Annotated in this window: 19 protein-coding genes; 9 read left to right on the forward strand and 10 right to left on the reverse strand. The window is 69.4% G+C overall.

The annotated features are described in order from the left end of the window. Positions 1–136 precede the first annotated feature (136 nt). Together ACWFRB_RS14405 and ACWFRB_RS14410 are read left to right on the forward strand one after the other, a co-directional pair. Entirely contained in the window at positions 137–1396 is a 1260-nt protein-coding gene (locus ACWFRB_RS14405; protein ID WP_452641828.1) for an alpha/beta fold hydrolase, read from the forward strand. Between the two features lie 38 nt (positions 1397–1434). Continuing rightward, positions 1435–2616 (forward strand): sensor histidine kinase, encoded by a 1182-nt coding sequence (locus ACWFRB_RS14410; protein ID WP_452641829.1) that lies wholly within the window; start codon positions 1435–1437, stop codon positions 2614–2616. Here ACWFRB_RS14410 and ACWFRB_RS14415 read toward each other — a convergent pair. Beyond that, positions 2592–3251 (reverse strand): response regulator, encoded by a 660-nt coding sequence (locus tag ACWFRB_RS14415; protein WP_452641830.1) that lies wholly within the window; start codon positions 3249–3251, stop codon positions 2592–2594. The two genes, ACWFRB_RS14410 and ACWFRB_RS14415, sit on opposite strands and share 25 nt — an antisense overlap. Positions 3252–3389: 138 nt before the next feature. Here ACWFRB_RS14415 and ACWFRB_RS14420 point away from each other — a divergent pair, with 138 nt between their 5' ends. The 3 genes from ACWFRB_RS14420 to ACWFRB_RS14430 all read left to right on the forward strand — a co-directional run bounded on the left by ACWFRB_RS14420 (position 3390) and on the right by ACWFRB_RS14430 (position 8497). Continuing rightward, the gene (locus ACWFRB_RS14420) at positions 3390–4118 is read left to right on the forward strand and encodes a class I SAM-dependent methyltransferase (protein WP_452641831.1); all 729 of its coding nucleotides are present in this window, start codon (positions 3390–3392) and stop codon (positions 4116–4118) included. Positions 4119–4559: 441 nt separating this feature from the next. After that, a complete protein-coding gene (locus tag ACWFRB_RS14425) occupies positions 4560–5966 on the forward strand; it encodes a 3' terminal RNA ribose 2'-O-methyltransferase Hen1 (protein ID WP_452641832.1) in 1407 nt (468 codons plus the stop codon). Beyond that, on the forward strand, positions 5963–8497 hold the full coding sequence (locus tag ACWFRB_RS14430; RefSeq protein WP_452641833.1) for a polynucleotide kinase-phosphatase: 2535 nt from the start codon (positions 5963–5965) through the stop codon (positions 8495–8497). Before ACWFRB_RS14425 ends, ACWFRB_RS14430 begins: the two co-directional genes overlap by 4 nt. A 69-nt stretch (positions 8498–8566) precedes the next feature. Here ACWFRB_RS14430 and ACWFRB_RS14435 read toward each other — a convergent pair whose 3' ends face one another. Beyond that, positions 8567–10171, reverse strand: a complete 1605-nt coding sequence (locus tag ACWFRB_RS14435) for a neocarzinostatin apoprotein domain-containing protein (RefSeq protein WP_452641834.1) — start codon at positions 10169–10171, stop codon at positions 8567–8569. Between the two features lie 16 nt (positions 10172–10187). Between ACWFRB_RS14435 and ACWFRB_RS14440 the strand changes: the two genes are divergently transcribed. After that, positions 10188–10322 carry a hypothetical protein gene (locus ACWFRB_RS14440; RefSeq protein WP_452641835.1) on the forward strand — a complete coding sequence of 45 codons (135 nt, stop codon included), beginning with the start codon at positions 10188–10190 and terminating at the stop codon, positions 10320–10322. 212 nt (positions 10323–10534) lie between these two features. On the opposite strand, the gene yaaA is transcribed toward ACWFRB_RS14440, so the two are convergent. Beyond that, positions 10535–11275 (reverse strand): peroxide stress protein YaaA, encoded by a 741-nt coding sequence (yaaA, locus tag ACWFRB_RS14445; RefSeq protein ID WP_452641836.1) that lies wholly within the window; start codon positions 11273–11275, stop codon positions 10535–10537. Between the two features lie 59 nt (positions 11276–11334). On the opposite strand from yaaA, the gene ACWFRB_RS14450 reads away from it, so the two are divergent. Next, positions 11335–13080, forward strand: coding sequence for a proline--tRNA ligase (locus ACWFRB_RS14450; protein ID WP_452641837.1), 1746 nt, complete (start codon positions 11335–11337; stop codon positions 13078–13080). A 30-nt stretch (positions 13081–13110) separates the two neighbouring features. Here ACWFRB_RS14450 and ACWFRB_RS14455 read toward each other — a convergent pair whose 3' ends face one another. The 7 genes from ACWFRB_RS14455 to ACWFRB_RS14485 all read right to left on the reverse strand — a co-directional run bounded on the left by ACWFRB_RS14455 (position 13111) and on the right by ACWFRB_RS14485 (position 20608). After that, a complete protein-coding gene (locus ACWFRB_RS14455; protein ID WP_452641838.1) occupies positions 13111–13668 on the reverse strand; it encodes a hypothetical protein in 558 nt (185 codons plus the stop codon). A 71-nt stretch (positions 13669–13739) separates the two neighbouring features. Further along, complete coding sequence (locus ACWFRB_RS14460) at positions 13740–14564, reverse strand: SDR family NAD(P)-dependent oxidoreductase (protein ID WP_452641839.1); 825 nt, start codon at positions 14562–14564, stop codon at positions 13740–13742. Next, on the reverse strand, positions 14561–16168 hold the full coding sequence (locus ACWFRB_RS14465; RefSeq protein WP_452641840.1) for an AMP-binding protein: 1608 nt from the start codon (positions 16166–16168) through the stop codon (positions 14561–14563). The genes ACWFRB_RS14460 and ACWFRB_RS14465 overlap by 4 nt, the downstream gene beginning before the upstream one ends. Before the next feature lie 8 nt (positions 16169–16176). Continuing rightward, on the reverse strand, positions 16177–17703 hold the full coding sequence (locus ACWFRB_RS14470; RefSeq protein ID WP_452641841.1) for a succinic semialdehyde dehydrogenase: 1527 nt from the start codon (positions 17701–17703) through the stop codon (positions 16177–16179). 4 nt (positions 17704–17707) lie between these two features. Continuing rightward, a complete protein-coding gene (locus ACWFRB_RS14475; RefSeq protein WP_452641842.1) occupies positions 17708–18298 on the reverse strand; it encodes a TetR/AcrR family transcriptional regulator in 591 nt (196 codons plus the stop codon). A 21-nt stretch (positions 18299–18319) separates the two neighbouring features. Then, a complete protein-coding gene (locus ACWFRB_RS14480; protein WP_452641843.1) occupies positions 18320–19666 on the reverse strand; it encodes a cytochrome P450 in 1347 nt (448 codons plus the stop codon). 9 nt (positions 19667–19675) lie between these two features. Further along, positions 19676–20608 (reverse strand): oxygenase MpaB family protein, encoded by a 933-nt coding sequence (locus ACWFRB_RS14485; protein WP_452641844.1) that lies wholly within the window; start codon positions 20606–20608, stop codon positions 19676–19678. Positions 20609–20761: 153 nt separating this feature from the next. On the opposite strand from ACWFRB_RS14485, the gene ACWFRB_RS14490 reads away from it, so the two are divergent. Beyond that, on the forward strand, positions 20762–22495 hold the full coding sequence (locus tag ACWFRB_RS14490; RefSeq protein ID WP_452641845.1) for an acyl-CoA dehydrogenase family protein: 1734 nt from the start codon (positions 20762–20764) through the stop codon (positions 22493–22495). Between the two features lie 23 nt (positions 22496–22518). After that, the gene (locus ACWFRB_RS14495; RefSeq protein ID WP_143069381.1) at positions 22519–22995 is read left to right on the forward strand and encodes a hypothetical protein; all 477 of its coding nucleotides are present in this window, start codon (positions 22519–22521) and stop codon (positions 22993–22995) included. Positions 22996–23140: the final 145 nt, after the last annotated feature.

Genomic DNA, 23140 nt, shown 5'->3' on the forward strand with positions numbered 1-23140 from the left:
CTCGGTTTGTAACGACCGTCCAGTACGGTCCGACGAACTGGCTATGAGAGGGACGGGACCTGCGATGACGGTGGAACCGCGAGAATCGGCGACGCCCGGGCGGGCGCGCGGGCGCTTGCGTATCGCCCTGGGGGTGATGACCATCGTTGTCGGAATCGTGGTGGCGATCGTCGTCGGAGCGCTGGCGGTGGGCCTGGTGGCCCTCGTGGTGGACACCCCGGCGCTGTTCCTCGGCGCGGGACTCGTGGTTACCATTGCCGTCTGTTTTCTGTTGAGCTGGTGGGGTTTTCGGCTGGCGGGGTTGCGTCGAGCAAAGGTGGGCGCGGCCGGATTGAGCGCGGCGATCGGCGTGGCCGTCACCGCGTTGGCGGCGTCGACGATTCTCAGTCCGTTCCCTGCCCAGCCGGAAGCGGAGGTGCCCGCGGCCGTCCAGTACTGGGACCTGCCGACCGGGTCGCGAATCGCCTACGTCCACGCGCCTGCCGCCGAACTCCAGACCCCGAAGCCGCCGGTGATCTTCGTGCACGGCGGACCGGGAACACCGGGCGAGGGAATACCGGTCGGCGGCACCGAACTCGCCGCCGAGGGATTCGAGGTATATGCGTATGACCAAGTGGGGGCCGGCCGCTCGACCCGACTCGGCGATGTCACCGCCTACACCGTGCAGCGCCAGGTTGCCGATCTCGACGCGATACGGCAAGAACTCGGTGCCGAGCAACTCATCCTCGTCGGACGATCATGGGGCGGATCGCTTGCGGCGCAGTACATCGCCGCGCACCCCGATCGAGTCGCGAAAGCTGTCTTCGTCGCACCGGGGGCGATCTGGCCGACGGCATTTCCCGACGGAGTCGGCGAACCCTGGCACGAGATGGATCCCGCCCAGCAAGCCCGCTACGACGAACTGATGGGCAACCCGCGCGTTCTCGCCCAATCGCTGCTGATGGGCGTGAATCCCGAAGCCGCGCATGCGTTCGTCCCCGACGCCGAAGCCGACTCGTGGATGCACGAGGTCGCCCTCACCGGACGTGACGGTGCCTCGTGCTCACGCGAGGTCACGACGCCACCGCACGACAACCCGCAGGGCTTCTACGTCAACCAGATGACGACCGCCGATTTCGACTCCATCCCGGATCCCAGGCCGGCACTCACGAACGCGCAGGTTCCCGTCCTCGTCATGGCGGCCCAATGCGACTTCCTCCGTTGGCCGGTCACCCGCGAGTACCGCGACACCTTTCCCGACTCCACGCTGGTCGACATCCAGGGTGCCGGCCACGCGGTCTCGACGGACCAGCCGGAGATCTACACAGGCTTGCTGGAGACGTTCCTGAACGATCAGCCGCTCCCGCTCCCCGCTTATACATCCATGGACCCTCCGCCCGGACGATGGACCAACTGACGGAGCGTTCGCGATCGGATACGCGACATACTCAGCGTGTGACTGCCCTCGAGGAGTACCGCCGGAGGCTCGAGCCGCGTCTTCCGCGGATTCGCGACATCGCGCTGCTCGCGGCGACGATCTTCGTCCTGGTCGGGCGGTTCGTGGACGCGGGCGACTATTCGGCGTCGTCATGCTGGTTGTCGGCGATTTCGGTCGCCGCCGCGATGACCCTGTGGTGGCGCCGCCGGTATCCGATCGCGATCACGTGCGTCGGCATTCTCGTGTGTGCTCTGTCCGGGTCGAATCTGATGATGCTCATCGCGATCTGCACCCTTGCGGTGCGCCGCCGGGACCGATGGCTCTGGATCCTGGCCGTGGCCGGGGCGCTGACGGACGCCGCGTCCGAGTCTTTCCGGCGTACCGCGGAGGACTATCCGACCGTGCTGGGCTCGGCATTGTTCGCGATCGCCGCCTTCGCTGTTTTCGGCGCCTATATCGGCCTGCGCCGCGCGTACCTGGACGGACTTCATGATCGCGTTCGTCAGGCGGAGGCCGAACGGGAGGCGCGAGCGGCCCAGGCGCGACTGGCCGAACGCAGCCGCATCGCCCGCGAGATGCACGACGTGGTGGCGCACAAGGTCTCGCTGATCGCACTGCACGCCGGTGCCTTGCAGGTGACCCGCGCACCGGATGCCGACCGCGTGCAACGCAGCGCGACGCTGATCGCCGACACCGCCCGCGGTGCGCTCGAGGATCTGCGCGGCGTGCTGGGCGTGCTCCGGGACTCGTCCGACGAACCCGCGCCGGAACCGCCCCAGCCGCTGCTGCGGGACATTCCCGCGCTCATCGCCGCGTCGCGTGCCGCGGGCGTCCCGATCGTGGAGGACATCCGCGCGGACCTGGACCGTCCCGCACCCTCCGTGCTTGCGCACGCGGCCTTCCGCGTGACCCAGGAGGCGCTGACGAACATCCACAAGCACGCGGCGGGCGCCGCCACCACGATCGCGATCGACGGCGCACCCGGCGACCGTCTGAGCATCGAGATCGTCAATGCGGCGCCGGCAGAATCCTCGGCGACCACGCACCTGGGCGGGTCCGGAACGGGACTGGAGGGGTTGAGCGAGCGCATCATGGTCGCCGCGGGAACGTTCGAGCACGGGCCCACCTTCGACGGCGGCTTCCGGGTGTTCGTAAGCTTGCCGTGGCCCAGCCGTCAGCCGGACTCGCCGAGCAGCTGAGCGTCACGCGCCACCAGCGCCGCTTGGACCCGGTTCGAGACGTCAAGAGCGGTGAGAATCCGACTGACGTGCGCCTTCACTGTGCTTTCGCGCATCGACAGCCTCTCTGCGATGTCGGCGTTGGAGTCCCCACGCGCAACCCGCTCGAGCACCTGCGTCTCGCGCGGGGTGAGGCGCGCGATGCGCTCGGCCGCGGCCTGCGCGGACTCCGCTGTCTGCTGGTGGAATCGATCGATGAGCGCCCGCGCCGCGCCGGGATGCAACATCGACCCGCCCGCCGCAACGATGTGGACCGCTCGGAGGATCTCCGCGGGAGGTGTCTCCTTGAGCAGGAATCCGTCTGCGCCTGCGGCGAGGGCCGAATACACGTACTGGTCCAGATCGAACGTGGTGAGCACCAGGATGCGCGGACGGGACGGCAGTGCCGCAATCCGGCGCGTCGCCTCGATTCCGTCCATCGTCGGCATCCGGATGTCCATCAGTACGACGTCGATCTCACGGGACCGAACAACTCGCACCGCGTCGGCGCCGTCCGACGCGTGCGCGACCACGGACAGTTGGTCGTCGGTGGCGATCATGTCGGCCAACCCCTGGCGCACGAACGGATCGTCGTCAACGACGAGGATGGAGATCACGTTGCGAATGTACCCGCGGAATCGGCTCTGGCATCGACTGTTTCGACCGATCGCCGGTGTCCCCACCTACTTTCGTCGGGGGTGCCGGTGGCCGGATTGCCGATGCGGCCCACGATGTGGCGCCCGCACTGTGGGTACATGATGAACTTTGCCGCCAGGATGTCGCCGACACGATTCGGCGGCCACGCGCTGTTTGCCGCAGAGGCAGGCCGCGACCTGCGGACGACGGGCGCGATCGCGCCGAGCAGTCCCCGACTGGCACGCGCGCTGACGGAGTCGATCGCCCGTTCCACCGATACCGCGCTGTCGATCCTCGAGGTCGGTGCGGGGACGGGAGCGCTGAGCCGCGCGATCGCGGCCCGCATCGGCCCGGACGACACCCTGACCTGCGTCGAGCGGAACCCGCGACTCGCCGCGTACCTCCGAGCGGAGATCGGCGTCGATCCGGCTCTCCGCGCCCGCGCGGAGCGGATCGCGGTCCGCCAGGCCGACATCGCCGAACTCCCGGCGACCGAACAGTACAACGTCATCGTGGTCGGACTTCCCTTCGCGAACTTCTCCGAGGACGAGACGCGTGCGATCTGCGCAACCCTCGACGGGGTACTCAAGCCCGGCGGATGCATCACCTACTTCTCGTATCTCGGCGGTGCGGCGGTCGACCGGTTTGCCGGGGATCGGCACCTCCGGCACCGCCAAGGCAGCGCGCGGGCGCTCGCCGAGTTCCGCGCACGCTTCCGCCAGGATCGCGTCAAGATCTGGACCAACCTCCCGCCCGCCTATGCGTGGACGCTCACGAAACCGGGAGTGGCCCCACCCGATCCCCATGTCGGCCCCGGGAATCCGCACACCGAACCGATCATCGCGTAAGGGTTCGTGCGGTGTGGCCTGTGGGAGTACCGATCGAGCTGTCCGACGACACGGTGGTCTGGTGGTTTCTCGCGGCGATGGTGGTGACGGTGGCCGGGACGTGGGGATTCGGCTCGGCGACCTGGGCCCACCTTTCCACGCGGAGATCGCAGTCGAGCACGGCGCCGCGAGGACGGTGGGTGGTGGGCTTCGTGGTGTGGGCCGGGGGAGTGTGGCTGCTCTTCCATCAGGCGGCGAGCTTGGGGTCCGGTGGGGCGGTCTTCGTCGCGGTCGCCGCAGGTCTGTGGAGCTGCGTGTACATCGAGCCCCGCCCTTACCCACCGATTCCGCCCCACCAAGGGGACCTCTACGATGGCCGGTCCCGTCGTACCCCCTCCCGTAGAGAGGACATCCCGCCGATGTCACGACGGAATCTCGCTCGACACCGCCGGTAGTGTTCGAATGGTGCTGTTCACACTGACCGCGACCGCGACCGTGAGTGGCGGCTTCCCTGATGCGTCGGACCTCGGCTACCTCCTGCACAAGCACCCCGATCGGGTGCAGACCTTCGAGTTGTCGGTGGGGACCGCGACCGTCCTCTACCCGGAGTCCTCGCAGTCGAGCTGCACCGTGGCGCTGGTCCTCGACGTCGATCCCATCGAGCTGGCACGCAGCAAGTTTCGGCGTGGCAGTGACGGTTTCGCGTTGGGGCAGTATGTCAACGACCGACCGTATGCCGGGTCGTCGATGTTGGCAGTGGCCATCTCGCGGGTGTTCAAATCCGCCCTCGCCGGGACGCTCGCGTCGCGCCCGGACCTCCCGCTGACGGCCCTGCCGCTGCGGGTCACCGTTCCGGCGATGCCGGCCAGGGGCGGTGCAGACCTGCCGGGTCGGCTCTTCGGTCCGCTCGGCTGGGACGTCATCGCGGAGCCGCTGCCGCTGGACGAGACGATTCCGCAGTGGGGTGACTCGGCATATGTGAGCTTGACGCTGGTCGGCACTCTGACGTTGTCCGCGGCGCTGCGACACCTCTACGTCCTGTTGCCCGTGCTCGATGATGTCAAGCACTACTGGGTCGGTGAGGAAGAGGCCGACAAGTTGGTTCGGGTGGCAGGCGAGTGGCTGAGCGGCCACCCGGAAGCCGAGCTGATCGCCTCGCGATACCTCGCACACCGACGCGAGCTGGTGGCATCCGTCGTCGATCGGTTGGTCGAGGACGCAACAATGGAGCGGGGCGATGTGCCGGTGGTCAACGCCGGCCTCGCGAACCGGCGTCAGGACGTGGTGATCGCGACGCTCGAGGATCTCGGTGTCGCACGGGTGGTCGATGTCGGCTGCGGTGAGGGAAAGATGTTGCGGGAGCTGCTCGCCCGGCCTGCCTTCACCAAGATCGTCGGCGTCGATGTCAGCGACGGCGCGCTGCGTAGAGCGGAACGTAGGCTCGGGCTGGCCGAGCTGTCGGACCGTCAGCGGGAGCGCATCTCGGTGCTCCAGTCGTCGGCCACCTACCGTGATCCACGCCTGAGGGGGTTCGATGCGGTGGTGTTGATGGAGGTCGTCGAACACGTCGACGAGTCGCGCCTGCCGGCGCTGGTGCGGTCGGTGTTTGCCGACATGCACCCGCGGGTGGTCCTGGTGACCACGCCCAACTCCGAGTACAACGTGCTGTATCCGAATCTCGAGCCGGGCACCTTCCGGCATCCCGACCACCGATTCGAGTTCAGCCGAACGCAATTCGAGGCCTGGGCGCGAGAGGTCACGTCCGCACACGACTATGACGTGAGCTTCACGGGGATTGGTGATGTCGACGAGACCCATGGCGCGCCAACCCAGATGGCCGTGTTCATCCGACGGGAGGTTTCGGCATGAGTGTTCTCGAGATACCGGAGCCGTCGTTGGTCGTGCTCATCGGCATCAGCGGGTCGGGGAAGTCGACCTTCGCGGCCGAGCATTTCGGCGCGTACGAGGTGATCTCGAGCGATCACTGTCGTGGATTGGTCAGTGATGACCCGAATTCGAAGGAGGCTACCGGCGATGCGTTCGAGGTCCTCGAGTTCATCGCCACCAAGCGACTGCGCGCCGGGAAGCTGACCGTCATCGATGCGACGAGCGTCCAGCCGGCGGCCCGAAAGAAGCTGATCGATCTTGCCCGCTCCCAGGATGTGCTGCCGGTGGCGATCGTGCTGAACCTGCCCGAGCAGGTGTGCGCCGAGCGCAATGCCGCCCGGGGGGACCGAGGATTCGATCGCAGCGTCCTGCGACGTCAGCAGCAGCAACTCTCGCGGTCGATGCGCGGGCTGGCGCGTGAGGGTTTCCGCACGGTCCACGTCCTCGATGGGGTCGAGGACGTGGCGTCGGCGCGGATCGTCCGGCAACCGTTGCGGAGCGACCGTCGCGACCTGCGCGGGCCGTTCGACGTGATCGGGGACATTCACGGATGTCTCGGCGAGCTCGAAACCCTCTTGGACGCACTGGGATACACAGTGCGGCGGGATGAGCGGGGTCGGCCGGTGGATGCACTTCCACCAGTCGGGCGCACCGCGGTGTTCGTGGGCGACTACGTGGACCGCGGCCCCGACTCGCCGGGTGTGTTGAGGCTGGTGATGGGAATGGCCGCTGCCGGGAACGCGCTGGCGCTGCCGGGTAACCACGAGAACAAGCTCGTGAAGGCGCTGCGCGGACAAAAGGTCAGCGCCACTTATGGTCTCGACCGCACCCTAGAGCAGCTCGCGTCCGAGTCCGAGGAGTTCTGCCGCGCCGTCGCGGAATTCTGCGACGGGCTGGTTGCGCATCTCGTTCTCGACGACGGGCGGTTGGTCGTCGCCCACGCGGGCCTGAAGGAGGAGTACCACAATCGCGCGTCCGGTCGGGTGCGCAGTTTCGCGCTCTACGGCGAGACCACCGGTGAGACAGACGAATTCGGGTTGCCGGTCCGCTACCCGTGGGCGGAGGACTATCGCGGCGACGCGATGGTGCTGTACGGACACACGCCGGTGCCGGATGTGCGGTGGCTCAACAACACGGCCTGCCTCGACACCGGGTGCGTCTTCGGCGGCGCGCTCACGGCGATGCGCTACCCCGAGCGCGAGGTGGTCTCCGTTCCGGCCGATCGGGAGTGGTATCCGCCGGCCAAGCCGCTGCACGTGCCGGAGCCCGATCCGCAGGCCCTCGACATCGAGGACATTCTCAGGGTTGGGGGAGTGGATACCGCCCTGCGCGGACGGATCACGATTCGGCCCGAGAATGCGGCGGGTGCGCTCGAGGTGATGAGCCGATGGGCGGTGGCGCCACAGTGGCTGTACTACCTGCCGCCGACGATGGCGCCGTGCGCGACCTCGTCGCGGCCCGGTGTCCTCGAGCATCCAGCCGAAGCTTTCGCCGAGTACCGAAAGGCGGGGGTGAGCGAGCTGATTTGCGAGGAGAAGCACATGGGTTCGCGAGCGATCGTGATGGTGTGCCGCGACGCCTCGGTTGCCGCCGCGCGGTTCGGCGTCGCGGACGGGCTGTCCGGAATGGTGCACACCCGTACGGGTCGGCGCATGTTCGACGAGGAACAGACCGAGCGCCTGGTGACTCTCATCGCGGAGGCTGTCGGGGTCACCGGGCTGTGGGAGGAGCTCGCGACCGACTGGATGCTCCTGGACGCGGAGCTGCTGCCGTGGTCAGCGAAGTCCGAGGGGCTGCTGCGGTCGCAGTACGCCGCGGTGGGTGCGGCCGCGCGCGCAGACCTTGCGGGCCGCAGATCGGTGCTCGAGGCCTCGGCGGAACGCGGACTCGACGTCGAGGATCTCCTCGAGCGGGTGAGCAGCAGGGCGGACGACGTCGCGCGCTACACCGACGCCTACCGGCGATACGTGTGGCCGACCGACGGCCTGGACGGCGTGCGAGTGGCGCCGTTCCAGGTCTTGGCCACCGAGGGAACCGGCCACGGCGGTCGCGATCATCGCTGGCACCTGGCAATCGCGGACCGGCTCGTGGCGGCGGCACCGACCCTGTTCACCACGACCCGGCGCGTCGTTGTCGACACCGGCTCGCCGGAGTCGGAGGCCGCGGGCATCGCCTGGTGGGACGAGCTGACCGGCGCCGGCGGCGAGGGCATGGTGGTCAAACCGCTCGCCAACGGGGCGCAGGCCGGCTCTCGTCGCGTTCAGCCCGGCATCAAGGTGCGTGGCCGTGAATACCTGCGACTGATCTACGGTCCGCATTACACCGAGAAGGAGAACCTGGAGCGGCTGCGCAGCAGAAACCTGGGGCACAAGCAGTCGATGGCGCTGCGCGAGTATGCGCTGGGCATGGAGGCGGTCGACCGACTGGTCAAGGCCGATCCGCTGTGGCGTATCCATCAGGCGGTATTCGCGGTGCTCGCCCTGGAGTCGGAGGCGGTCGATCCCCGGCTGTGACCGCCTGCGGTCCGCGCCCCGTTTCATGAACGACGCGGACCGCAGCCGGACTTTCGTCGAAGCAGAGGATTACACCCTGCGGCGCATGGCAACAACGCCGGCGCCGGCGGCGACGATCGCTGCGACCGCACCGCCGACGATCCAGCCGGCGGCAGAACCGGAGTCGTCGTCGGACTCGGTCGAGGTGGCCGACAGGTTCTCCACCGCTGTGTCGGGCACAGGAACGGTGGTCGGCGCCGCGGTGGCCGGGACACCCCCGAACGCAACCGGCGTGCGGGTGTCCTGACTGCGGTCGGACGAGCCGTGAGCGGCGACCGTGTAGACGGAGCAGGTGCTGCGGGTGCAGTCCGCATCACCTTGTACTGCTCGCAGTTCCAGTTCCGTCGACCAGTTCCCGCCGACGATCTTGTCCGGCGTCAGGTAGGCCGTGGTGATCCATGCCGTCGCGTCGGTGGCGGAGTACTTGTCGTCCTCGACCAGGCCGACGTAGATGCCGGCGCCGCCGCCGGAGAACCCGGTGCCGCTGACGGTGACCTTCTCGCCGTTCGGTTCGAGCCCCTCGGTCTTCGCGACGGTCACGGCGGCGACACCCGCAGGGGCGGGCGCCGGGGTGGTGACGGCGGGTGCGGCGCCGACGAAGCTGATCGGCGTCACGGTGTCCTGGCTGCGGTCGGACGAGCCGTGCGCGGCGAGCGTGTAGATCGCGCACGCATTGCGGGTGCAGTCGCTGTCCCCGAACGCACCGGCGACGTTCAGGGTGGTCGACCAGGCACCCGCGGACATGTCGGAGGCGCGGATGAACTCGGCGTCCTGGAATGCCGAGGCGTCCGTGGTGGAGAACCGGTCCGTCTGTGCGACACCGACGTAGATTCCCGAACCGGTGCCGGCGAATCCGGTGCCGGACACAGTCACCGTGTCACCGGCCGCGTTCAGGCCCGCGATCTTCGACGCCGTCACCACGGGGGATCCGGCAGCTGCCGGTGCGGGTGCGGCCGGCGCCGGTGCCGCCGTCGTGACGGCGGGGGCGAAGGTCACCGGGGTGACGGTGTCCTGGCTGCGGTCGGGGGAGCCGTGTGCGGCGAGGGTGTAGATCGCGCACGGGCGTGCCAGGCAGTCGGTCGCGCCGACTCGTGCCTGCACCGGTAGGTCGACACTCCATGCGCCACCCTGGATCTCGGCGGTGCGCACGTACACCGTGCTGGCGAAGGAGTCGGCGTCGAGCGGGTTGTAGCGCCCGGTTTCGGCGAGGCCGACGTAGAGGCCGGCGCCCGCGGCGGAGAAGCCGGTACCGCTGACCCGGATCGCCTCGCCGCCCGCGGCGATGGCTGCGGTCTTCGCGACCGCGGTGACCGGGCCGCCCGAACCGGGTGCGGCGCCGGAGCCCTCGACGGCGACCTCCGCCTGCGCCGCGAACGAGATCGGTACCCACACATCCTGGCTGCGGTCGGTGAAGATGGACGGGAAGGCCGCGAACGTGGCGAGATAGCAAGCGGTTTCGAGGCAGTCGACGCCCTTGAAGGTGCGGGCGACCTGGACCTCGGCGGTGAAGGCGCCCGCCGCGTCGGTCGTCACCTTCGACTCCTGGCCGTAGGTGGTCGGGAAGCCGACGGCCGGCTTGGCGATGGTCTGTGCGAGATACAGCGGGGTGCCCGGCTTGAACCCGGTGCCGGACACGGTGACGGTGTCGCCGGTGCCGAGGCCGGTCGTCCGCGACGTCGTCAGCGCGCCGGTGCCGACGCCGAAGTCGATGTCGATCGGGCCGATCGAGATGCCGCCGTCGGACGAACCCCCCCTGGGTCGGCTGGGCCTGGGCGGCGGCGGGTAGCGCCACCGACATCGCGACGACCGCGGCCGCGACCACCACTCGACTGAACACGCGCATTCCCCAACTCCCTGGTCCGGGCCGCCAGGGCGACACCACGAGACGAACGGCAGGTGAGGCTAACCTATGATCTGGGCGCGCGTTCAGTTGGCTCCGCCACTGTGTGCGATTCGTACCCCAATCGGGGACAGACGCGCGACGGGCGGCGGAGCCGCCTACGTCAGGATGATCAGTTCCCGCTCGGAGGCGATCTCGACCCGGAGCCCGGCCTTGGCCGCGACCTTGGCGACGCCCTTCACGTCGGACGGCTCGGCCCGGGAGACGACCAGCGCGCGGGCGAGCAGGCCCTTGTGGTGCTTGTTGAAGTGGCTGACCACCGAGCGGCTGCCGTCCGGCTTCTCGGTGAGCACGGTGGCGATCACCGCGCCCGGCACCGGACCCAGCTGCTGGTAGGTGCCCGAGCGCAGGTCCACCACCAAGCCGTCGGCCTCCGCCTCGAGCGCCGAGGTCAGCTCCGGCTTCCAGACCGACTGCAGGGTGCCCATCCCCGGCAGCTTCGAGCCGCCGGACAGCCGGTAGGCCGGGATCGGATCGCCCGCGCGGACCACGCCGAACAGCGCGGAGCCGACCGCGAGGCGGGTCAGCGCCTTCGCCTTCTGCGCGCGGGTGAACGACTTCGCGTCGAGGGCGTCGAAGAGCACCCCCGTGTAGCGCTCCAGCGCCGGACGTGTCGGCGAGGTCCACAGCGCCGCGTTGCGGGCGATCTCGTCGGACTGCCCGGCGCTCAGCCCCAGCGCGAGGCTCGACGCCTCGGCGTCGGAGGCGAGCTCGACGAGCGCGTTCACCAGCACCTCGCGCGTCGCGGTGAGCTTGGGCAGCGACAGCTCGCCCAGGTCGAGGGGGGCGCCCTTGCCGCCGTCGGACTTGGTCTCGGAGGGGGGAAGCAGCACCAGCACGAGCGGTAACGGTACCGGGCGGGCCGGACCGACCGGCGGGCCGACTATCCTGATACCCCGTGATCACCCGCCTGTCTCAGCTGTTCCTTCGCACGCTCCGCGACGACCCGTCCGACGCCGAGGTCGCCAGCCACAAGCTGCTCGTCCGCGCCGGCTACGTGCGGCGCATCGCGCCGGGCGTGTACTCCTGGCTGCCGCTGGGCCTCCGGGTGCTCCGCGAGGTCGAGCGGGTCGTCCGCGAGGAGATGGATGCGATTGGCGCGCAGGAGATCCTGCTGCCCGCTCTGCTCCCGCGCGAGCCCTACGAGACGTCGAACCGCTGGACCGAGTACGGCGCAGGCCTGTTCCGCCTCAAGGACCGCAAGGGCAACGACTACATGCTCGGACCCACCCACGAGGAGCTGTTCGCGCTCACCGTGAAGGGCGAGTACAACTCGTACAAGGACTTCCCGGTCACCCTGTACCAGGTGCAGACCAAGTACCGCGACGAGGAGCGCCCGCGCGCGGGCATCCTGCGCGGCCGCGAGTTCGTGATGAAGGACTCGTATTCCTTCGACCTCACCGACGAGGGCCTGGAGGCGTCCTACCAGGCGCACCGCGATGCCTACGAGCGCATCCTGCAGCGACTCGGCGTCAAGTACGTCATCGTCTCCGCGACCTCGGGCGCGATGGGCGGCAGCGCCTCGGAGGAGTTCCTGGCCGAGAGCCCGATCGGTGAGGACACCTACGTCCGGTGCATCGAGTCCGGCTACGCCGCGAACGTCGAGGCCGTCAAGACCCTCGCACCCGCGGCGATCCCGTTCGACGGGCAGCCGGAGGCAAAGGTGTACGACACCCCGGACACCCCGACGATCGAGTCGCTGGTCGACTGGGCCAACGGCGCCGACCTCGGGAACACGGTCACCGCCGCGGACACGCTGAAGAACATCATGGTCAAGACCCGCGTGCCCGGCGGCGAATGGGAGCTCCTCGGCGTCGGCATCCCCGGTGACCGCGAGGTGGACGAGAAGCGCCTCGAGGCCGCGCTCACGCCCGCCGAGTACGTGCTGATCACCGAGACCGACTTCAAGAACAACCCGTTCCTGGTCAAGGGCTACATCGGTCCGAAGGCGCTGCAGGCCAACGGCATCCGTTACCTCGTCGACCCCAGGGTCGTCGACGGCACCAGCTGGATCACCGGCGCCGACGAGGACGGCAAGCACGTCGTCGGCCTCGTCGCGGGCCGGGACTTCACCCCGGACGGCACCATCGAGGCCGCCGAGGTGCGCGACGGCGATCCCTCGCCCGACGGTGCGGGGCCGCTGGTCGCCGCCCGTGGCATCGAGGTGGGCCACGTGTTCCAGCTCGGCCGCAAGTACACCGACGCGTTCGGCGTCGACGTGCTCGGCGAGAACGGCAAGCCGGTCCGTCCGACGATGGGCTCGTACGGCATCGGCGTCTCGCGGTTGGTCGCGGTGATGGCCGAGCAGCAGCACGACGACAAGGGCCTGCGCTGGCCGGCCGAGGTGTCGCCCGCGAACGTGCACCTGGTGATCGCGAACAAGGACGACGCGGCCCGCGAGGGCGCCGAGGCGCTCGCCGCGGAGCTGGACCGGGCCGGACTCTCGGTGATCCTCGACGACCGCAAGGCCTCGCCCGGCGTGAAGTTCAAGGACTCCGAGCTGCTCGGTGTGCCGCTGGTGGTCGTCGTCGGCCGCGGGTTCGCCGAGGGCAACGTGGAACTGCGGGACCGCTTCACCGGGGAGTCCCGGGAGGTGCCCGCCGACTCGGCGCTCGCCGAGGTGCTCGCCGCCGTCCGCGGCTGACACACGACACAGCAGTACCGGACCGGGCCGTCAGCTGACGGCCCGGTCCAGTGCGTCGAGGCGGGCGTCCTCCGCCGCGATCCGGCGCCGTTGCACGCTCACATGGGCGACCCCGGCGGCCGCGGCGGCCGCGACGACCGCCGACAGCACCCAGCCGGCGTCCGGTACGTGGTGTGAGAAGACGGCATTGAGCGCGACGAAGCCACGGAACCCCCCGACGCAGAAGTAGGCGAGGGCCCCTCCGGCCACCCAACGGGCCTGCAGCGATGGGACGTTGACCAGCGGCCTGCGAGGTTCGAGACCCAGTTGGGAGCGGCGCCCGGTCTCACGGACCGCGGCCCGGTCCTGCGCGGTGGCTCGGGCGGCGAGGGGGAGGACGATCACGGCCGCGCAGGCGAGGACCAGCGCGGTCTCGCCCGACGGCCCCCTCCACACGGCCACCGCCGCCAGCGCCAACAGCCCGGCCGCCAGTGCATACGTCCTGACCCGCGCCCACAGGTCGGCGCGCAGTGCGGGATTGCGGCGCAGCCGCCGGTAGCCGAAGTAGCCGGCCGCGGCGACGGTCAGCAGTGCGACGGCGGTGAACATCCGGAAGCGGTCCCTCGGCTCGGGTGGTGGTGCGGCACTGGATGCTCTCACACGTGTCGAGGCGCCCCGATCTAGGTAGACCCGCCGCGGATCCGTGCGTCATACGCGGCGCGGCCGGAATCGACGTCGAGGAACACCCGGTCGAGCCCGGTCGCCCGCCGCAGCAGGCGCGTGAGCGGGCGCGGGAACAGCGGCCAGAGCAGGGACCCGGACAGCCGGCGCGGGACGACCGCCCGGCGTCGGCCGGACCGCAGCGTCGCGACGACCGCGTCGGCCACCGTCTCCGGCGAGATCGGGGCGAGCAGTCGGCCGGGGTGGGTGCCGTCCAGCAGCGCGGTGTTCGTGAACGACGGCAGAACCGTGGACACCCGCACCCCGGCGGCGGACAGTTCGGCGTCGGCGGCGTCGCCGAAGCAGAGCACCGCGGCCTTGGTCGCGTTGTAGACGGCCATGCCGGGGACCGGGATGCAGCCTGCGATCGAGGCGATGTTGACGATCCGGCCGCCGCCTGCCGGTGCCATCGCCCGTCCGGCGGCGCGGGTGCCGTGCAGGACGCCGCGCAGGTTGACGTCCACCGTCGCGTCCACGATGGCGTCGTCCTGCTCGAGGAGCGCGCCGAGCGGCATGATGCCTGCGTTGTTCACCCAACCCCACGGCCGGCCGAGGGTCGATTCCACCTGGGCGAGAAACGATGTCACCGATGCCGGGTCGGTGACGTCCAGCACGGCGCCGAGCACGCCGAGTTGCCCGGCCGTGTGGACCACCTCCGCCTCGTCGATGTCGCCGATCGCGACCCGGGCGCCCGCGGCGCGCAGCGCGGCCGCGGTCGAGCGGCCGATGCCGCGGGCACCGCCGGTGACGACCACCACCCGGCCGGTCAGATCGATGCCCCTCATCCGTGCTCCTTCTGCAGTTCGTCGAGTGTGTGGCGGGTGAGCTTGCCCGTCGAGCCCCGCGAGAGGCGAGCGACGAACACGATCTCGCGCGGCATCCGCGATCTCGGTAGTTCCGTGGCCAGGTACCGGCGGACCGCCTGCTCGTCGAGCGCGTCGAGACCCGCGGGGGAGTCGGCGCGGACGAGGTACGCACGCAGCCGGTGCCCGAACTCGGCATCCGGGACCGGGGTGACGGCGGCGTCCGCCAGCTCCGGGTGCGCGAGCAACGCCATCTCGACCTCCTCCGGGAAGACGTTCTCGCCGCCGGAGACGATCATGGCGTCGGAGCGGCCCGCGACGTACAGGCGCCCGGCGGAGTCGAGGTGGCCGCGGTCGCCGGTGTCGAGGAACCCGTCGGGATCGCTCTTGCTGGTGCCGTCGGTGTACGTATCGATCTGGCCCGGCGTGCGCACGAGGATCCGGCCCTCTGCACCGACCCCTGCGCACCGGCCGTCGTCGTCGGCGATGCGGACGACGGTGCCACGCGGCGGGATTCCCGCGCAGTCCGGCGCCGCGGCCAGGTCCTCCGGTGTCGCGATGCTGATGTACGAGGCCTCGGTGGAACCGTAGAGATTGTGCAGCACCGGGCCGAGCGCCGCGGTGACCTGGGCGACCAGGGCGCCGTCGAGCCGGGCGCCGCCGCTCGCGACGATCCGCAGCGCGGACAGGTCGGCCGCGGGAATCGCGTCGCCGAGCGCCACCAGCCGGCGCAGCATGGTCGGGACCGCCACCAGGGTGGAGCAGCGCTGCCGCTGCAGGTCCGCCAGTACCCGCCCGGCGTCGAACCGTCGATGCAGCACCAGCGTCGAGCCGAGGGTGAGGGTGAGGGTCGCGACGATCAGGCCCCAGCCGTGGAAGACCGGTGCCGAGAGCAGCACGCGCTCGCCGCCGCGCAGCGGGATCTTCGCGAGCAGCCCCGCGGGGACCAGCAGCGACGGCGCCTGCGACCGCGGGGCGCCCTTGGGTAGCCCGCTGGTGCCGCTGGTGAGCACGACCAACGCCGGGGATCGAGCCGGCCGGGCGGGAAGCGCGGCGGACTCGCCGGTCATCATGGCGGCCAGTGAGCTCTCCGACCGGGCGTCCTCGGTCCAGGCGCACCACCGGGGACCGTCGAAACCCGATGCCGCGGTGGCGAATTCCTCGTCGTAGACGAGCACATCGAGCCGCTCGCGGGCGGCCACCTGGGCCACCTGGCGCGGGCCGAAATCGGGACTGAGCAGCACCACCCGGGCACCCGCGGCCGACGCAGCGCAGAGGGTGACGACGGCATCGGCGTGGTTTCGGCACAGGATGCCGACCCCCGGCTGGGGCGAGGCCAGCCGGGATGTGAGCGCGCGTGCCAGCCGGTGGGTTCGCCGCGCGAACTCGGCGAACGTCAGCTGGCCCCGGTCGTCCACCAGGGCGACGCGGTCCGGGAAGGCCGCCGCCCCGAAGGCGGGCAGACCGCCGAACGGCCCGAGCCGGGCGACCGCGCGGGCGCCTGAGGCCAGGGATCGTGGGTTGCGCGGCACCGCCCCTGCCCGCCAGAGCGTGCCTGCGGCGAGCGCCTCGTCGAGGATTCGCATCGTTCTCCTCATGATTGGTGTCGTATCGCGAGCAACGCACGGGTGCCCGCGTTCATCGCGCGGAGCAGTGGCCCGCGGAATCGGTCGGGGTACGCCGTTGCGACGCGTTGGGTGGTGACCGTCTGCGGTTCGGTGTAGCGGACGATGCCCTCGCGGCCGTGCCGCCGCCCGGTGCCGCTGGTGCGCATCCCGCCCATGGGCGCGCCGAGCGAGGCGATCGCGGAAAGGTAGCCGTCGTTGACGTTCACCGCGCCCGCGACCACCTGGGCCGCGATCCGACGGCCACACCGCAGGTCCCTGGTCCACACGCTGGCGCTCAGGCCGTACTCGCCCTCGTTCGCGAGGCGGACGGCCTCCGCCTCGGAGTCCACCCGGTAGAGGGAGACCACAGGGCCGAAGGTCTCCTCGGCGTACACGGCCATCTCGGCGGTGACGCCGGTCAGCACGGTCGGCTCGTGGAAGAACGGACCGAGGTCGGGACGGGGCCTGCCGCCGGTCGCGACGCTCGCACCCTTGGCGAGGGCGTCGGCCACATGGCGCGTGGTGAGGTCCAGTTGCCGTCGCGAGGTGAGCGAACCCATGTCCACGTCGTAGCCGTATCCGGCGCCGAGCCGCAGTCTCGCGGTGCGGCGGACGAGTTCGTCGCGGAACCTGTCGAACACCTTCTCGTGGACGTAGATTCGCTCGATGCCGATGCACATCTGCCCGGCATTGGAGAAGGCGGCCTGCACGGCGCCGCGGGCGGCGGCCCGCAGGTCGGCGTCCGCGCAGACGATCATCGGGTTCTTGCCGCCGAGCTCGAGCGAGGCCCCGATCAGGCGGTCGGCGCAGCGCCGCGCGATCTCGCGGCCCGTCGCGGTCGAGCCGGTGAAGCTCAGGTGGTCCACCGCGTCGATCAGGGCGGGCCCGAGCCGGCTCCCCGGCCCGGCGACCACCTGCCACACGGCGTCGGGCACCCCTGCCCGCACCGCCAGGTGCCGCGCGTGCAGCAGGGTGAGCGGGGCCTGCGAGTCGGCCTTGCTGAGGACCGCGTTCCCGGCCAGCAATGCCGGGACCACGTCGCCGACGGCAAGGAACAGCGGGTAGTTCCACGGCGCGATCACCCCGACGAGCCCCTTCGGGCGGTACCCTACGCGGGCCGAGACGAGGCCGGGCACCGCGCCGAGTGCGCGCCGTTCGCCCAGGTAGGCGCCGCCACGGGCGGCGTAGTGACGGGCCACGGAGACCACGCCCTGTACCTCGACGGCGGCGTGCACGCGGGCCTTGCCCGTCTCCCACTGCATGAGGTCGCACAGCCGGTCGTGGTCCTCGACCAACAGCCGCGCGAATCGGGCCAGCACCCGCTGCCGATCGCGCACCGGCAGGGCCGCCCACGCGGGCTGCGCGGCGCGGCAGGCGATCGCCGCCGTGGCCACCGACTCGTTGCCGGTCTGGGGGATCTCGGGGAGGGGCTCGCCGGTGAAAGGGGCGGTGGCCGAGCCGAACTCGGCGGAGGGTGGCAGCTGGCGCAGCAGCGCCTCGACCGACGCCGTCACGGTGTCACCACACCAGTCGGACGAGGTACCTCTCGGCGTAGTGACGCACCGCGTCGGGATCGGTGGTGTCGAGGCGGCCGTGCGGGTGCAGCAGCAGCGACATCGAGATGCGGATGAGGATCTCGGAGACCGAGAGCAGGTCGTCCTCGGGCATGGTCGCCCCGCTGTGACGCAGCGCGGCGGCAACCCGGGCGGCCGCCACCGCGATCGGTGCGCCCTCGGTCCGCGTGGTCACCTCGACCAGCATCTCCGGCTCGCTCTCCAGAATCCGGCCGAGCAGCGGAATCTCCTGCGTCAGAGCGATGCCCCGCGCAAAGCACTCGACCAGCGCCCGCGGCGGATCCAGGTCCCGGGCCAGGGCGTCGAGCTGGTCGAAGAACAGTCCCGCCTCGCGCAACACCAACACCTCGACCAGCGCATCCTTGTTCGGGAACTTCCGGTAGAGGGTGCTGCGGCTGATCCCGGCGCGCTTGGCCACGTCGTCCATGTTGGTTCGACGGATCCCGTAGCGCTCGAACTCGTCCCGGGCGGCGTCGAGCATCGCCTGCTCCGCAGGGGGAGCGGTCGGCGCGACGGGGGCGGGGCGCGTGTTCATCGCGTGCCAGCATATCCGCGGTCACAGCGCCCGCAGCGTGACGGGCAGGTGGTCCTTCGGGACCGGCAGCGTGGAATTGTCGAGTTTCCAGGTGTAGTCGGCGGGTACCGACCACTCGTACTCGAGGAGCAGGTTGTGCATGATCGTCTTGATCTCCATCTGGGCGAAGTAGAGGCCGATGCACTTGTGCACGCCGCCACCGAACGGCATCCAGGCGTACCGATGTGACTTGTCCTCGGCGCGCTCGGGGGAGAAGCGGTCCGGGTCGAAGCGCTCTGGATGCGTCCACAGGTCCGGGTTGTGGTGGTTGACCATTCCCACCGCGCTCACGTAGGTGCCCTTCGGGACGAAGTGCCCGTTGATCTCGGTGTCCTCCAACGCCCGTCGAGCCAGTCCCGGCACCGGGGAGTTCAGTCGCAGCGACTCCTTCATCACGGCGTCGAGCACCGTGAACTCGTCGAGGTTGTCGTAGTCGATCTCGCGGGACAGCGAGCGGGACTGTGCCCGCGCCCTGTCCTGCCACTCGGGATGTTTGGCCAGGTAGTAGGCCATGGTGGTGAGGGTGATCGTCGAGGTGTCGTGCGCGGCCATCAGCACGAAGATCATGTGGTTGACGACGTCCTCGTCGGTGAAGGTGTGGCCCTCCTCCGACCGCGCATGGCAGAGCACCGAGAACAGATCGGGGGTCTCGTCGGACGCGCGCTTGGCGGGCAGGTGTCGACGGAAGAACTCCTCGAGCACGCGTCGCCCGGCCAGGCCCCTCGCCCACTTGGTCCCCGGAATGTCCTTGCGGATGATCGACATCCCGGCGTTCACACAGTCGATGAAGGCCTTGTTGATGCGGTCGGCCTCGGCGCGCGGCAGGTCCATCCCGAGGAAGATCTCGAGGGCCAGGTCGAGGGTGAGCGCCTTGAGTTCGTCCAGGACGAGAACGTTCTCGCCGGTCGGGAGTCGCTCGACGCCCTTGCGCAGCATCGGCTGCATCTCGTCCAGGTACCCGCGCAGCCGCTTGTTGTTGAAGGCCTGCTGCAGGATCAGCCGGTGGTGGCGGTGCTCCTCGAAGTCCATCAAGAGGATGCCGCGGCGGAAGAACGGTCCGATGAGAAAACCCCATGCGGGTTCGGCGGCCAGCGCCTTCTGCCGGTTCATGGCCACCGACTCGGTGCCGTCGGCGGTGAGCGGGATGGCGAATTCGAGGCCGAACGCCTTGATGTAGGTGATGTCGCCGAAGGCCGCGCGGCGCTGGGCCACAAGCTCGATCGGATTGCGGAAGAAGCGGAGGAGTTCGATCACGCCGGGGTCGCCGGTGCCGTAGATGGGTCGGAGGCCGCTGCCGGCCGGGGGAGCTGCCAACACTCTGGTGCGCACGGTTGACTCCTAGCGGGCGGTGGGGGCGAGGGGGGCGTTCATCAGGGGTCGGGGATCGACGCCGACCCGGCGCCATGCGTCGTAGGCCCAGGACAGGTACAGCGCGCGCAGCGGCAACCGGTTGACGAGGGGGTTGATACGGCGGGAGAAGGCAGCGAATCGCTGGAACCGCTTCTCCTTCTTGTTATCCCAATCGAGGTTGCAGACCTCGCGCATCTGCGGCGGCAGCGTGCCGACAACGACGGTGCGGATGAAGCCGTTCAGGGGCGCCGACAGCACCCGCCACACCGGCGCCGGGATTCGTCGCGGCCCTGGCACGCCCTTCCTGATGTACCCGGTGGCGTACCCGATGGTCCGGGTCGGTACGAACCGGTCGAGCATCTGCTCCCAGTACTCGAGGAATTCCTCGTAGGTCTGCGGCTGACTCCGATCACTCACCCCGTAGAGGCCGTACCAGGTCTTGCCCTCCTCGAAGATCTGGACCTTCTCCTCGTGGGACAGGCGCCGGATGAAGGTGTCGGTCACGTAGAGGACCTGGTCGACGAAGGTGGCGTGCGCCCAGTAGAAGAGTTCGGGGTTGAGCGCGTGGTAGCGCGAACCGTCGGCGACGGTGCCCTTGATCGGCTTGTGGAAGTCGCGGACGGTGCGGCCCCAGTGGTGCGGGTCCTCGCTGTAGACGGTCTTCATGATCGGGGGTCCGCTGCGCCTGGCCCGGCCGAGGGTGTCCGAGAAGATCACCGAATGGTCCTCGACCGCCTTGCCGAGTTGTTCGATGCAGTTCTCGGTCCCGGCGAGTCGCTGGAAGCCCAGCAGTCCGCGCACGTCGCCGTAGTACTTCCAGATCAGGGAATCGGGGCCCAGTCGCGGTGAGTTCGAGGTGATCTCATCGTCCACCGGCATGGGGACGGCCTCGCGGATGGCGGAATCGAAGTCGAGCGGCATCGGGGGTTCCTGTCGGATTGGACAATGAAACAAAATTGTCGCGCTGTGTCAGAACGTAGCATCGGAGTGACCCGCGCCACAAGAGAGAGGATTTGCTACTCGCTGGTAGGTTCATGTCAGATGCGAGCTGATCTGCGAGAGAGGGGCACGCCCATGTCCGCGAACGGACACCTTTTCAACCCGACCACCAGCGACTTCGCCGAGTTCGACGAGGAAACCCGGCGGCTGCTGCGCGCGACCGTCGACTGGTTCGAGAACCGTGGCAAGAAGCAGCTGCTCCAGGACGACCTGGATGCCACCTGGGTGTCGGACTTCCTGGAGTTCGTGAAGAGCGAGAAGCTCTTCGCCACCTTCCAGACCCCGGCCGAGTTCGGTGACGGCGACCCGAACCGGCGCTGGGACGCGGCCCGCAACGCCGCCCTCAGTGAGATCTTCGGGTTCTACGGTCTGGCCTACTGGTACGCCTGGCAGGTCACGATCCTCGGCCTCGGACCGATCTGGATGAGCGAGAACACCGCCGCGAAGCAGCGGGCCGCCCGCGAACTGGCCGACGGCGGCGTGATGGCGTTCGGTCTCTCGGAGCGCGAGCACGGCGCCGATGTGTACTCCACCGACATGCTGCTCACTCCGAAGCCCGGCGACGACGGCGTCGCCTTCCTGGCGACGGGCGAGAAGTACTACATCGGCAACGGCAATGTCGCGGGCATGGTGTCGGTGTTCGGTCGCCGGACCGACGTCGAGGGATCTGACGGATACGTCTTCTTCGTCGCGGACAGCCAGCATCCGAACTACAAGCTCATCGACAACGTCATTCACGGCCAGATGTACGTGAGCACCTTCCGGCTCGAGGACTACCCGGTGCGCGAGGAGGACATCCTGCACACGGGCGTCCAGGCGTTCGAGGCGGCGCTCAACACCGTCAACGTCGGCAAGTTCAACCTGTGCACCGGCTCGATCGGCATCACCGAGCACGCCTTCTACGAGGCGATCACCCACGCGCAGAACCGGATCCTCTACGGCAACCCGGTCACCGACTTCACCCACGTGCGCGCGGCGTTCGTCGACGCCTACGCCCGGATGGTCGCGATGAAGCAGTTCAGCGCAAGGGCCGTCGACTACTTCCGCAGCGCGAGCCTCGAGGACCGCCGCTACCTGTTGTTCAACCCGATGACCAAGGCGAAGGTCACCTCCGATGGCGAGCGCGTGATCGCGCTGCTGCACGACGTGGTCGCGGCCAAGGGGTACGAGAAGAACACCTACTTCCGTGAGGCCGTCGAGGTCATCGGCTGCCTGCCCAAGCTGGAGGGCACGGTCCACGTCAACGTCGGGCTGATCCTCAAGTTCATGCCGAACTACATGTTCAACCCGGCGAGCTTCCCCGAGATCGGAACCCGCCTGGACGCGGCCGACGACGAGTTCTTCTGGAACCAGGGTCCCACCCGCGGCGCGGCCAAGGTGCAGTTCCACGATTGGACGAAGGTCTACGAGCGGTTCGCGGACATCCCGAACGTTGTGCGGTTCTACGAGCAGGCGCTGGAGCTCAAGAAGCTGCTCACCACCGCGGCTCCCGATGCGGCGCAGCAGAAGGACCTGGATTTCCTGCTCAACGTCGGGCATCTGTTCTCGCTCGTCGTGTACGGGCAGCTGGTCCTCGAGCAGGCCGAGATCACCGGGCTCGACCGGGACCTGGTCGATCAGATCTTCGACTTCCAGATCCGCGACTTCTCCGGGTATGCCATTGCCCTGCACGGGAAGCCGTCGTCGACGCTCGCGCAGCAGGAGTGGGCGCTCGGCGCGGTCCGCAAGCCCGTGGTGGACGAGGACCGGTTCGGTCGGGTGTGGGAACAGGTGCGGGCCTACGATGGTGCCTACGAGATGACGCCGTAGCGTCGGCTGGGGGGGCAGGGACGATGAGAATTACTCGGGCAGTTGTGGTGTCGGTCGCGGTGGCGGCGTCGCTGACAGGGGGGACCGCGGCGGCGTCGACCGGGTCGTCGTCGGACCCGGTGGGGATCTCGCCGACCTACACACTCGGTGGCGGGGCCCTCGGGTGTGTCGGGACCGTGGACGCGCACTACGACCCGAACGCCCTCTTCTTCGGGCAGAACCCGACGATCTGGGTGCGACCGGAGTTCACCTTCGTGCCGGACCCGTTCCAGGGGGTGTACTGCGGCGTCGAGGCCACCCTGCGCTGGAAGAACCTGGACACCGGAGCGAGTGGAGTCTTCCCGGGGCCGCCGGTGCCGCTCGGCGACGACACACCGCTGTCGCCGACGGACGGCCCGTGGGTGCCGATGACCGCGGACACCGGGGTCGGGCGGATCGAAGTCCAGATCGACACGAACTTCCCGCATGTCCAGGGGCGCGGCACCATCGTCGTCCAGTAGCCGCTGTCGGTTCGGGCCGGCGGCGGGTGGATCGCCTGCCGCGCCGATGCCGTGGATCAAGGTTGAGGGCGGGCACCTAGAAACATCTGACGCAGCCGACGACTGAGGGCGGGTAGATCACGGGGGACCCCGACGCATTAAAAAC

The organism is Rhodococcus sp. NPDC055112, assembly GCF_053607505.1.